Source organism: Candidatus Cloacimonadaceae bacterium, from assembly GCA_030693415.1.
Lineage (GTDB): Bacteria > Cloacimonadota > Cloacimonadia > Cloacimonadales > Cloacimonadaceae > JAUYAR01.
Genome location: JAUYAR010000074.1, coordinates 15,430 through 28,519 on the forward strand (window position 1 = coordinate 15,430; position 13,090 = coordinate 28,519).

A 13,090-nucleotide genomic window follows, 5' to 3' on the forward strand; every position below is an offset into this window, starting at 1 on the left:
AAGGAGCATGGATGATTACATACAACGAATGTTTGAAAAAACTGGTCGAACTCGGCAAAGAGAGCGGCTATATCACCTTCAAACAAATCAATGACATTCTGCCCAATAGTCCGTTTTTTCTGGACAAGGTGGATGACATTATTTTTGATCTTGGGCAGGACGGCATCGAGATCATCGACGAAACCGAAAAGCGCGTCACCAAAGGCGGAGTAGCAATCCGCAAACCCGCAGCGCCGAAGAAATTCAAGACCAAACGCTATTACGACGATCCCGTGCGCATGTATTTGAGGGAGATGGGCAGAGTCCCCTTGCTCGATCGCGAAGGCGAAGTGCGCGTGGCAAAAAAAATCGAAACCTATCAGAAGATGATCAACCAAAACGTCTTCAAATCCGGCAGCACCCTACGCGAAATGTATAACTTTCTGCATCGCTATCGCGAACGTCGCGTCCGCCTCGATCAGATCTTCAAGGTCGATATCGGTACCTGGATCGATAAAAACCAGGATATCAAGCTCATCGACCAATTCAAGGAAATTCTCAAAAAGAATGATGGGACTTTCGACAAAATTGGCTCAATCCTCGATCATTGCGATTTTGACGATACCGGCACCGCCAACCGTCAGGAAGAGATCGACGCCCTGCGGGACGACATGATCGCCACCTTCGGGATGGTGAACTACAACGACAAATTGATCAAACGCATGGTCTATCGCGTGCGCAGCCTTGTCGAACGCATCGAGGAAAGCTATAACAGCATCACCGATCTCACCCGCATCAAACGTTATACGATCGATGAGATCTGCACCTTCGGGCGCCGCGCCAAGAAGTCCGACGAGGACTTTGATGAAGTGCACTCCGAGACGAATATGGATCCCAATATCTTCGTGGAGACCCTGCGCAAGATCAAAAACGCCCGACGCAAGATCCGCCGTGTGGAACTCGAAACCAAGATGACCGGCAACGAGCTCGTCTTTCTGCTGCGCGAGATCGACCGCGCCGAACGCAACAAGGAAAAAGCCCAGAACGAGATGATCGAAGCAAACGTCCGCCTCGTGATCTCCATCGCCAAGCGCTACAATAACCGCGGACTCGAATTTCTCGATCTCATCCAGGAAGGAAACACCGGGCTCATGCGCGCCGTGGAAAAGTATGACTATCGCAAAGGCTATAAATTCAGCACCTACGCCACCTGGTGGATTCGCCAGGCGATCACTCGCGCCATTGCTGATCAGGCTCGCACCATCCGCATCCCGGTGCACATGATCGAATCCATCAACAAGATCAACCGCACTTCGCGGCGTTTGATGCAAAAACTGGGACGCGATCCCTATCCCGAAGAAATTTCCGAAGTGCTGGATATGCCCCTTGAAAAGGTCAAGAATATCCTCTCCATCTCCAAGGAACCCGTCTCGCTGGATAAACCCATCGGGCACGACAGCGAAGACAGCATCCTGGGCGACTTCATCGAAGACCGCACCATCATTTCACCCGAACGCCTTGCCGAACGCAGCCTGCTCAAAAAACAGGTGGACGAAGTGCTCAAGACCCTCACCACCCGCGAGGAACGCGTCATCCGACTCCGCTTTGGCATCGACGACGGCTATCACCGCACCCTCGAAGAAGTGGGAAACATCTTTCAGGTCACCCGCGAACGCATCCGCCAAATCGAGGACAAAGCACTCAAAAAACTGCGTCATCCCTCCCGCGCCGTTATCCTCCAGCAATTTCTGGATAATTTTCACGTAAAATAGCATCAAGGCTATAAAAAGATATATATGCATATATGGAGCAAGCATTTAGCTTGCTACATTTTTCGTTACTGTAAAGCTGATCGCCTCAACTGTCAGTGCTGTTCATCACCCGAGGCAGTGAAACTCAGTGTTTTTCCTTGCACAATTCGATCAGGACGCCCATGCTGGATTTGGGATGGAGGAAGGCGATCTCGGCACCGTGGGCTCCGGGGCGTGGTTCTTTGTCGATGAGTTGGACGCCTTGGGCTTCAGTGGCGGAAAGCGCTGCGGGGAGGTTGTCCACGGCAAAGGCGATGTGTTGGACGCCTTCGCCTCGTTTTTCGATGAATTTTGCCACGGGGCTGTCCTCGCTGGTGGGGGCGAGAAGTTCGATGCGGGTGTCTCCACAGGGGAAGAAAGCGACTTTTACTTTTTGACTGGGAACTTCCTCGATGGCTTCGAGAGTGAGTCCGAGCTTTTCATAGAAGGCGATTCCGGCATCCAGATCTTTGACCGCGATGCCGATGTGACTGATGCGTTTGATCATGTTTTATCTCCTGAAAAAAAAGCAGGGAGCCCGTTTCAGATGAAATCGGACTCCCTTATATCGGTTATATTTTTACTTATGGTAGTTTTTTGCCAGATCGAAGCCCAGCTTCATCGCCTTATGATTGAGATCGACGAATGCCGGCTTGACGGATTCGGCAATAGATTTTTCCAGCGAGCTTTCCTTGACGATGCCGGTGATCTTGACCAGAAACGCCAAGGATAGAATATTTGTGGTGATGGGGCTGCCCAGCTTCTCTATTGCGATATCCGTGAAAGGCAGTTCATAGGTGTTTTCCGCTACGAGAGCGAGGTTTTTGACGTGGGTGGTATCGATGATGAGGATGCCTTCTTCGCGCAGGTCAAAGAGATATTTGTCGCAGGCTTCCTGAGTGAGGGAAAGCAGGCAATTAAAGTTAGTGGCTTCCGGATAATAGATCTCCTGTTCGCTGATGATCACGTCCGCGCGGGAAAATCCACCGCGTGATTCGGGACCATAGCTCTGAGTCTGAGTCACCCGTTTACCATCGATCACGGCAGCCCTGGCGAGGATGATCCCGGCAAGGATCAAACCCTGTCCGCCACTGCCGGATAGGCGAATTTCATAGTTCTTCATTTTTCCCCTCCGCCGTTTTGACCCGTTCGACCAGCTTGGCATATTCAGCGCAGAATTCGGGACGGATATCCCTGCGCAGTGTTCCGCGGATGATCTTGCCTTCCACCTTTTCCGGAGGAAGCTTGTCCACCGCGGTGAGGGGGATGGAGTTGTCCCGCATATCTTTCATCATCTGAGGCGCGCCGCCTTTTTTGTTCAATCTGCCATAGATGACCGGGCAGGCGCTGATCACTTCGACAAGTGAGAAACCGGGATGATTGATGGCGTCTTTGACCATGCCCTGGACTTCCTGGGTGTGGAAGGCGGTGGTTCTGGCGACGTGTGAAGCCCCGGCGCCCATGGCGAGCTCGCAGATATTAAACTCCGGCTCGATGTTTCCATAGGGAGCGGTGGTGGCGATCGCTTCTTGCGGAGTGGTCGGACTGCACTGTCCGCCGGTCATGCCATAGATGAAGTTATTGATCAGGATCACACTGAGGTCGATGTTGCGCCGTGCGGCATGGATCAAGTGATTTCCACCGATGGCGGTGCAATCTCCATCTCCGGTGACGACGATCACCTTCAGGTGCGGTTTATAGAGCTTCACGCCCGTGGCATAGGCGATCGAACGACCGTGCAAAGAGTGCAGGGTGTTGAAATCGACATAGACGGGCATGCGCGATGAGCATCCGATTCCGGAAACCATCACGATATCATCGCGGTCGATATTCATAGACGCAATGGCGCGGATGATGGCACCAAGAACGATGCCAATGCTGCAGCCGGAGCACCAGACGTGGGGAAACTTCTTATCGTGGCGAAGGTATTCGTGGATAATGCGTTGCGGTATGGTGGCCATGATCAGCTCACCTCCTTGATCTTTCTGAGGATGTCGTTCGGGGAAAGGAGCTGTCCGTTGACCCTTTGCAGAGAGATGACGTTGCTTTCGCTCTTGTCCTTTGTGAGGCGTTGGATCTCGTGAATTAGCTGTCCCTGATTGAGTTCCGGCACGATCACGGTTTCCACGTTGCGCAGCATTTTGCGCACTGCGTCATCCGGGAAGGGCCAGATTGTGAGAGGACGTAGCAACCCCACCAGGATGCCTTCTTGGCGTGCCATGGCGATCGCAGCTTTGGCGGCGCGGGAAACGATTCCGGCGGCAAAGATGGCGATCTTGGCATCTTCCATTTTGTGGCTTTCGATCTGAACCAGGTCGCGAATGTTATAGGAGATCTTCTTTCTGAGGCGTTCCATCATCTCTGCGGCTTCCGTGGCTTTGTTTGTGGGGAAGCCGTGGACATCGTGGGTGAGCCCGGTCACGTGGAATCTATAGCCTTCCCCATAGCTCGCCAGCGGGGAAAGGTATTTCTGATTTTCATCATAGTGTTTGTACCAGTGCGGCGGCACGGTTGGTTTGATGCGAGAGATCACGCGCACGTTTGCCATATCAGGCAGTCTCACCGCTTCGCGCATGTGTCCGAGCACTTCGTCCAACAGTAGTATCACGCAGGTGCGGTATTTCTCGGAAAGATTCACCGCGCGGATAGTGAGCTCATAGCTTTCTTTGACGGAATCCGGATAGAGCACGATCGCCGGTGAATCACCGTGTGAGCCCCATTTTGACTGCATGATGTCACCCTGTGCAGGGCTTGTCGGCATGCCTGTCGAAGGTCCCATTCTCTGGACGTTGACCACCACGCATGGCGTCTCCGTGATCTTGGCAAATCCAATGCCTTCCTGCATCAGCGAGAATCCGGGACCGGAGGTTGCCGTGAGCGCTTTTGCGCCTGCCAACGAAGCTCCGGTGATGGCACAGATGCTGGCAATTTCGTCTTCCATTTGAATGAAGACTCCGCCGCGTTTGGGAAGTTCCAATGCCAATATCTCCGCGATTTCCGTGGAAGGAGTGATCGGATAGCCGGCAAAGAAATTCACTCCGGCATCCAGAGCGCCATAAGCGACCGCTTCATTGCCCTGCATGAGGACAACCTTGCGTTCGCGCTTGGTTTGCAGCTCTGTGAGCACGGATTCCTGCTTCTTTGTTTCGGCTTTTTTGGGTGTTGTTTCAGTGGTTTTGGCTTTCATGATGTTTCGTTCTCCTCAGCGGTCTTTGGCGCCAGTAATGGCAAAGTCCGGACAGAGACGGTCGCAGGTCTCGCAGTGAATACATTTCTCCGGTGCAGCGACGTAGGGCGAGCCATCCGGTTTCCGCCCCAAACATCCTGTGGGACAGAAAGCTACGCAGATGCCACACTTCTTGCACCAGTTGTAATAGATCAATACCGGGGAATCGTCGTCTCCCGGAGCTTTGACTTCGGTGGCTTCCACCTCCATCTTTTCCGGTGCGTCTTCTTCCCTGATAATCATGCCCGCACGATCTTTCGTGACTTTCTTAGGCATCATACCTCCATGTTCTATTTTTTATAGTCCTATTTAAGCATTAGCATTTTATGTGTTTTTGAGATATTTGTATCGGTAACTAACCTATAGAAATAGATTCCAGATGCAACGGTCTTTTTGTGTTCATCTGTTCCATCCCAGAGCACATTCGACATTTTACTATTGATGGAAATGGTTTTCACCCGTTCCCCTTTGATATTGAAGATAGATATCTTGCCTTCTGCATATACCTTCGGAAGAGTATATGATATTGTCACGGTTGTCTTAAATGGATTGGGAAAACTGCTCAATTGAATATGGGGTGGATTTATATTTGTATCATCTATATTCTCAGTTGGTGGGTAAGGTAAAAAATTACCGTTCCCATCGTTGAAATTCAGATACAATAAGCCCCGGTTGTTCTCATAGTCGTACGCAATAGCCAAGATATCAAGATAGCCATTATGGTCTAAGTCCGCAAAAGATTTTGGATTACCTCCTGTTGAATAATGAAGTATCTTCGGTTCTGAAAAAGTAAAATTCCCCAGATTGGTTACTAACTTATTGGCAAGCAGAAAATCAGGGAGATTGTCATTATTGTAATCAAATACCGAGAGTCCGCTGGGGAAAGAATAGATGCGTTGAAACCTTAGAGAAAACTGCCCATTCTGGTTTTCGTAGATTCGGAGGGTGCAGTCATCGCCCATGGGTGGGATAAGGTAGGTTACAATATCATTATCGCCGTCATTATCAATATCACATATTGCAGATTCGCTTGCCATACCACCGTTGTCAATAATTGTAGGATGCCAGGTTCCATTGATGTACGAAAACATGGTTAATGGCCATCCTGAGATTAGGATGTCATCTATTCCATCACCTGTTAAATCTCCATTAGTAATTGCCTGTGGTGAGAAACCGAGATTCATGGAAATCGGTTCAGAAAATTGATTATTACCCAAATTAATCGCAGCTGTCCACAAATCATTTGGATTTGAAGCGAAGGCCGGATCATCGAGTCCATCTCCATTTACATCAGCACATGTAAACCAGAAATAAGTTGTATTCCATATTGTTGTCAGAAGGTGATCGGTCGGGGCATCGTAGTAACCCATGTTATTGTAGAACACTCTCATGTAATGATGAGGAGTGGCATCGTGATACTCGCCATGGGTGATCACAAGATCCGGGTAATTATCTTCGTTCATCTTAGCAAATTTAATAGTTTCTACATACGCAGGTTGCACATAAGATGTATCAATTGATGCGAAGGTTCCATTGTGGAAATTACGCAAGAGTGTAATGGCTGGATTATTGTTAACATCTCCCCCTGTATTACTATGCCCGATGGCAACATCTATCCTTCCATCCAAGTCAATATCTGATACATCTATAGACAGTGGCAATCTCGGGATGTAAACCACGAGTGCAGACAGACTGCAGAATGATATGATAAGGAATACAGGTATTAAAGTAGTCACTTTTATTAAACCTTCTGCAATTTCATGAATAGCATTTTATGTTTTTTCAATTTAGTGATTTGCTATCGCCTTTTTGAGGAAGTTGCCAAGGCGTTCACAGCCTTCGCGGTTCTTTTCGAGGCTCTCGTAGGAAAAATTGAGCCGCATCGTGTTCGTTCCGCTGCCGTCGCAGAAGAAGGAAACCCCCGCGACGTAGGCAACGTTTGCTTCATTGATGCAATCGAGCAGCAGGGCATTGGTATCCAGATATTCCGGACCGCGAGCCATAAGGAAAAGCCCGCCTTGCGGGTGAGTCCAGCTAAACTCTTCCGGCATAAACTGCTTGAGGGATTCCAGCATCACTTTTTGCTTGGCGCTATACATCTCCGCGATCTGCGCTATCTTGGGATCGAGCAAACCTTTTTCGATATAGCGGGCGGCGATGCGTTGGGTGAAGGGAGGCGTGCAAAGGTCCGTAGCTTGTTTTGCCATGACGATCTTGTCCAGAATATCTTCGTGTCCGACGACCCAGCCAATGCGGAATCCCGGACAGAAAATCTTGGAGAAAGTGCCGAGCAGCACCACATGCCCGGATCCATCCAGCTCATACATCGTCTTTTGATGCTCGCCTTCATAGCGCAATTCGCGATAGGGGCTGTCCTCGATGATGAGCACATCATATTTGTGTGCCAGAGCGATGATCTCCTTGCGGCGGCTTTCGCTCATCGTCATTCCGGCTGGATTTTGGAAATCGGGGATCACATAGATAAACTTTGGCTTTTTGCCGATGGCGGCGAGTTCTTTGAGCTTTTCTTCCATGATGGCAGGATCTTCGCCTTCCTCGTCCATGGGAATGCCGATCATGTTCGCACCATAGCTGTTGAAAGCACTGAGTCCACCAAGATATGACGGCAACCCTACGATGACGTGGTCACCACGATTGACAAAGATCTTGGCGATCAGATCAAGCGCTTGCTGGGAAGCGGTGGTGATGATCATATTGTCGATGCTAATGTCCACTCCGGCGGCTTTGTAGCGATTGACCATCAGAGTACGCAGGAGGACGTCCCCTTCCGTGGCTCCATATTGCAGCGCGGAAGCGCCTTCGTTCTCCAAAACTTCGCGAGTGATGTCCTTCAGGTCCTCGATGGGAAATGTGTTCGGTGCGGGAAATCCGCCCGAAAAAGAGATCAATCCAGGCCTGCCAAGAAACTTAAGCAGTTCGCGGATGGCGGAACGCTTCATTCCCTTGATGTTCGTGGAAAGAATATCATTCAAGTCCGTGATCATGATGATCCTCCTTGTCTATTAATTTTCGTTGTAAATCAAAACTTTCTTGTTGTTTTTACGCCATTCGCGATAGGCGGCTTTGATCTCAAGCTCCCAGACGATGCGCTTGTCGTTGTCTTCAAAGGAGACGATATCGAGATAAAACGTGCGTTTCGTCTTTCCCACAAAGCTCTTTTTGGGAAATTCGACCACCGTTTCCCCCTCGATATTCAGAATCGTAATTTCGTTCATAAACACTCCATCGGCGATCTCCAAGATCGCGCGCGCTTCCACGCTTCCGGTCTGAACGTCTCGAAATTGTATGTTCATATCTGCTCCATTTTTTGATAATACCACTACAAAAAAAGAAAGCTCTATCGGTCAAGGATTTTTTTTCTGCCACGACAATCTTCTGGTGGAAAAACCGTTCAAATCGCAAAAAAAATACCATCCGGCATTTGTGATTCCAGATCCACGTGAACTTTATATTATCATCTGTTCACCCGTTCAGCGGCATCGCAATTTCGCAGCAATGTCACAGCAATTTCGCAGCATCGGCATGCTGCGCGACGGGACATCTTCCCCCTTAGCATTACGGAATCAATACGGACTCATTACGGACTAAGTCCGTATTGACTCCGTAATGCTAAGGGGAACCAGCCGTCATTCCAGCGAAGGCTGGAATCCAGCCCTTTGCCTAAAGCACCGCCTGATAAAGACTTAAAGCTTTCTCAAGATGTCAACGGCGGAGTTTTGGGTTAAAGCAAAGTTTCAGCAAAATTGAGCGGAATATGGAATTACCGACGTCCCCGTCGGTTCGTGCGCGGCAGCTTGAAAATTAAGGGTGCGAAGCTTGCCTGCCAGCTTCTTCCAGATCCGTAATTCTGGTTTTAACTCAATATAAGCCCTTTATCATCAGCGTGCTACGTCATATCTTACGTAGGGCTTATTTTAAGCCAAACGGAAAGCGAAAGCGTAAAACTGCAAACGAAAGCGTAAAACAGAAATGAATATAGTGTCTCAAAATGCTTGACAGTATTTCCATAACAAACTACATGCACAATCAGAGAAATCTGCAAGGATGAGGAGCCACGCATGCGAGCTATTTTATTGTGCCTGGGCATTTTGTTAGGGTTTGGAAACGCCGCGGCAGTGGTGACGGAAATTGGCTCAATCCGTGGATTTGTCTATGGCTACGAAGCGAACAGCGCTTATAGCAATTGGATTTCGCACGCCTCTGAAAGGCAGGTTTCCAACCTCAACGTCTATGCTCCCTGGGACGTTCAAACCGAGGGTTTCGGCGATTATTTCATCCCCACGCAGTTGGAACTCGATCAATGGGAAGCGGTGGTCGTGGATTTTCTGTCGCTCGATCTGGTGGGCGCTCAGGCAAAGATCGATACCAGCGGTTTTCCTTATGAGGTGGTTCAGTTTCAGGATATCGACAGCGGCAGGCTCTTTTATATGCTGCGCGAACTGCTCAATGACGACTATGACACGAACGGCTCCGAAGATGTTGCCCTGCATGAAATAGGAAGTTTTGATTATGGTTGGGGCTTGTATATCTACAATCCCTCTGCCTCAAGACCGATCATCGTCAATGCACCCCATCCTTGCGACGATTATCCATCCCCGGTGATAGCGCTGGAAGCTTTTTTGACCTGGGATGCGCGCTTTTTGATGATTGCCGGAGCGGGTAGAGAAGTGGCTTATTTTCCGCCCTATAACTCCAATAATCAATCGATCAGCGATCCCTCCCGCTTTGAGCAGCATCCCTTCAACTATGCCTACCGCCGCTTTGCAGATCAGATCAGAGGTCTCACCGGCAAGATCGAACTCTCCGTCCAAATCCACACCTATGACTGGAATAAATATCCAAACGAGCCGAATGTGATGCTCTCCGCCGGCAACCAAAGAAACTATCCGGCTCTGCCGATCCGGGATGATTCGCGCGGCAGGAATGATCTGATCAACAACACTCCCTGGATAGTGATCCCCGCCGGAGCCTTGGGAAACGGCACAGATGTGACGGTATATGACTATTACAGTGTCTATTACGACGTTTCCTTTCCGGTGCGCTATGATCATGATGGCACGGACATCACGCTCTTCAGAAACAACACTTTGCCCGGCGCGCCGATGAATCAGCAAATGCTATACACCATTCAGCCCAATGTCTGGGATATCTATTCTCCCTTCCTGCACGTGGAGCTGGACGAATTGCCAAAGGTTTATACGCAAAATACGACCAATTGGAGTTGGTTTTATGGATACGACTCCGGCACTCAAAGCTGGGATGTTCCCAACCGTTTCACCCGTTTCATTGCCTATTACATGCCTTTCGTGAACGCGCTCAATAGCGTTTTGAACGAGGTTTTGGCGCTTGATGACCATAGCGGTCCCAGCAATCCGCAAAACCTCAGGGTTTCGGAATCTGGGAATTTCAGTATTCAGCTTTCCTGGGAAAGATCCTATGCCTACGACTTTGACAGCTATGAGATAAGCTGCCGCTATGTCGCCGATGGGGCTATGCACCACATCATCTATGACCGGAATAGCGATCCCCAGCTTGCCTGGCAGGCTTTGCAGAGTTTCACGATCAACATGTACAACATTCCGCAGGTCTATTATTTTCGCCTGAGGGCGCGGGACAAAAATGGCAACTATAGTGTCTATACAAATGAATTGAAGGTCTTCCGCGGAGGGACGAACTTAAGCTCCTTCATCGCCACGCCTTCGGATAATCAGGTGGTGCTGGAGTTTGCCTGTAGTGTCCAGAACATCCACGGGTTCAAGATCTTCCGCGCCGTGGAAGGCAGCAACTTTGAATCCCTTTCCGATTGGGTCCTCAATCCCCTCTTGTTGCCCAATGCAAACGGAACCTACGTCTATTCGGATACCAGGGTGCAAAACGGCACTCTCTATCGCTACCGGATCGGTTATGATTATCTCAATGGCGCGGATTTCATCGACTGGCGGATCAGAACCGTTTCTCCCTATAGGGCTTACGTGATCCGGCTTACTAATGGATTTAACGGACAAACCGACGATCTGCAAGTGGGGATCAGTCCTCTGGCGTCAGACGCTTTGGACGGGCACGATATCGAAAGAAACCCCTCAGGAAGCTGGATGGCGATCGTTTCCTGGTTGAGCGGAGGCACGACTACTCTGGCGCGGGACATCAGACGCAGCTATCCGCTGTCCAACTCCTACAAAGTATGGAATCTCAAAACCGTCTGCTATACAGCATTTGCGCCGCTGAGCATGTCCGCCGATCCGGAAATGTTGCTCAGCGCCGCAGGAGACCTGTTGCTGTTTGACGAAACTGCCGGCATTTGGCATGACCTGCGGGACGGATCGTATGCATGGATAAACACTTCCACGTCGTTCAGGCACTTCAAACTCTATTGGGGGTATCAGATCCCACGTTTTGAAATTCCTCATGTTCCAGATTTCTCCATTCCCCAAGGGGGAAACTATTTCTTTGCTTGGCAGACGGTCAATCATAATCGCCTGCAAAGCCTGTCTCTGAGCTTACTGCACGATCAAGGAGAACTGACGATCGCGGAGGGCTTGCCCACGTGGACAACGCAATTTGATTATACCGCTATCATGGCGCCGCTGCTATCGGCTCGTTTGAAAATCACCGGTCACCTCAGCGATGGATCTTCCCTAACCGCGATCTCATCCTGGCAATTTGACGTGGTCCCCTTCAACATAAGTTTCCAAGAACCGGCAGGTTATTCGCTGATCAGTGTTCCGATCCTTGGTTTCGAACAATCACTGTCGTCGCTTTTGGGCTCGCAAGCTCTTGCCTGGCGAATGAACACTGCGGGTAATTGGCAGCCCACGCAAAACATAAGCTTTGGCAATGCCCATCTGATCCGCCATCCGCAAGCCTGGAACTTCGCTCCGCCGTCAACGGCAAACACTCAGGTTTATATGACCAATGTGCTGCCGGGATGGAATACGCTGCCGAATCCGCATTACCATCGCTATCGGGTCGCAGACCTTCGCTATATCTATCAAGGAGTGAGCCTTAGCCATTCCCAAGCGCTGGCGGCTGGTTTGACCATCTCCAAAACCATGCTGCTGGACAAGGGCAGCCGCGTCAGTAGTGATGTGATTCCTCCGTTAAAGGGTTTCCAGCTTCTCTGGTTGGGGGCGGGACCTGCACAGATCGTCTTTGATCCCTCTATCCATGATGATTCGGTTCAAAACCAGGAAGAGATCTGGCATCTGCGTTTGCGGGCTGAGGACGGATACATGCTTGCCGACGCCGTTGAGCTTGGCAGCGCCGATGCCGCAACAGAGGATATTGACGCATTCTATGATCTGCCAAAACCTACCGAGCTGCCTATGCAAAGCCTGCGGCTTTCGCTTTTTCAGCAATCAGGCGCTCATCATCTGCAAAGCGAATACAAAGGGCTCTACCCCTTCTATGACGAGCACGGAAAGACTTGGCAGATAAGACTATACGCGCCGGAAAACTCACCTCTGCGCTTTAGCATGGAGAGCTTTGCCTTGCCCCCTGATTATAGCGTGGAACTGATCCTGAACGGCAGCAGCACGATGCTCATTCCCAATGGTTTTGTTTGGGTCGATCCAGGTGCCGCCGGATATCTTTCCGGCAGCATCGTCGTGCGCAGCTTTCCCTACTCTCCGAGGTTGCCCAACCGATTGCCGCAGCAGGGCTTCAGCGCTTTTCCCAATCCTTTCAAAGACGGAGTGTCCATCCGTCTTGATACGATCAAAAACGAGACCCTCAACCTTGCAGTCTATAACATCCGAGGGCAGAAAGTGCGCGAGCTTTACAACGGAAAACCGCTCTCCGGAAAACTGGAACTTTTCTGGGACGGCAAGGACGAATCCTCGCGGCAAACTGCTGCCGGCATATATTTTATCCGCGTTTCCTCTCCCTCTGGAAGCGTTCAGCGCAAGATCTTGCGCGGAAAATGATCGAGAAAAGGGAGACTGTTCAAGTAAATTCCCTTAAATTTCAATAAATTAGCGTTTCGGAAATCAAGAAAAGTGGGCGAAAGGCATCCTTAGGCAGGGGTTGCTTTGAATTGACATATCGTCTGCACAGTGGACACTTCAGTAAAAATCAA

At 50.0% G+C, this 13,090-nt stretch carries 11 protein-coding genes; 3 read left to right on the forward strand and 8 right to left on the reverse strand.

Annotated elements, in window-relative coordinates:
• Positions 1-11: 11 nt before the first annotated feature.
• On the forward strand, positions 12-1,751 hold the full coding sequence (gene rpoD / locus Q8M98_04630; protein MDP3114046.1) for an RNA polymerase sigma factor RpoD: 1,740 nt from the start codon (positions 12-14) through the stop codon (positions 1,749-1,751).
• 124 nt (positions 1,752-1,875) lie between these two features.
• Here the strand turns inward: rpoD and mce are convergent, their stop codons facing one another.
• The 8 genes from mce to Q8M98_04670 form a co-directional block, all read right to left on the reverse strand.
• Positions 1,876-2,277 carry a methylmalonyl-CoA epimerase gene (gene mce, locus Q8M98_04635; GenBank protein ID MDP3114047.1) on the reverse strand — a complete coding sequence of 134 codons (402 nt, stop codon included), beginning with the start codon at positions 2,275-2,277 and terminating at the stop codon, positions 1,876-1,878.
• Positions 2,278-2,349: 72 nt separating this feature from the next.
• Positions 2,350-2,892: a 2-oxoacid:acceptor oxidoreductase family protein gene (locus tag Q8M98_04640; protein ID MDP3114048.1), complete on the reverse strand. Its 543-nt coding sequence runs from the start codon at positions 2,890-2,892 to the stop codon at positions 2,350-2,352.
• Positions 2,879-3,730 carry a thiamine pyrophosphate-dependent enzyme gene (locus Q8M98_04645; GenBank protein MDP3114049.1) on the reverse strand — a complete coding sequence of 284 codons (852 nt, stop codon included), beginning with the start codon at positions 3,728-3,730 and terminating at the stop codon, positions 2,879-2,881. Before Q8M98_04645 ends, Q8M98_04640 begins: the two co-directional genes overlap by 14 nt.
• A 2-nt stretch (positions 3,731-3,732) precedes the next feature.
• Entirely contained in the window at positions 3,733-4,956 is a 1,224-nt protein-coding gene (locus Q8M98_04650; GenBank protein MDP3114050.1) for a 2-oxoacid:acceptor oxidoreductase subunit alpha, read from the reverse strand.
• 15 nt (positions 4,957-4,971) lie between these two features.
• The gene (locus Q8M98_04655) at positions 4,972-5,271 is read right to left on the reverse strand and encodes a 4Fe-4S binding protein (protein MDP3114051.1); all 300 of its coding nucleotides are present in this window, start codon (positions 5,269-5,271) and stop codon (positions 4,972-4,974) included.
• Positions 5,272-5,300: 29 nt separating this feature from the next.
• Positions 5,301-6,656 carry an FG-GAP-like repeat-containing protein gene (locus Q8M98_04660; protein MDP3114052.1) on the reverse strand — a complete coding sequence of 452 codons (1,356 nt, stop codon included), beginning with the start codon at positions 6,654-6,656 and terminating at the stop codon, positions 5,301-5,303.
• Positions 6,657-6,782: 126 nt separating this feature from the next.
• A complete protein-coding gene (locus Q8M98_04665) occupies positions 6,783-8,000 on the reverse strand; it encodes a PLP-dependent aminotransferase family protein (GenBank protein MDP3114053.1) in 1,218 nt (405 codons plus the stop codon).
• 18 nt (positions 8,001-8,018) lie between these two features.
• Positions 8,019-8,309 carry a hypothetical protein gene (locus Q8M98_04670; GenBank protein MDP3114054.1) on the reverse strand — a complete coding sequence of 97 codons (291 nt, stop codon included), beginning with the start codon at positions 8,307-8,309 and terminating at the stop codon, positions 8,019-8,021.
• Between Q8M98_04670 and Q8M98_04675 the strand changes: the two genes are divergently transcribed.
• The gene (locus Q8M98_04675; protein ID MDP3114055.1) at positions 8,302-8,604 is read left to right on the forward strand and encodes a hypothetical protein; all 303 of its coding nucleotides are present in this window, start codon (positions 8,302-8,304) and stop codon (positions 8,602-8,604) included. The genes Q8M98_04670 and Q8M98_04675 overlap by 8 nt on opposite strands.
• 470 nt (positions 8,605-9,074) lie before the next feature.
• The gene (locus Q8M98_04680) at positions 9,075-12,938 is read left to right on the forward strand and encodes a T9SS type A sorting domain-containing protein (protein ID MDP3114056.1); all 3,864 of its coding nucleotides are present in this window, start codon (positions 9,075-9,077) and stop codon (positions 12,936-12,938) included.
• Positions 12,939-13,090: the final 152 nt, after the last annotated feature.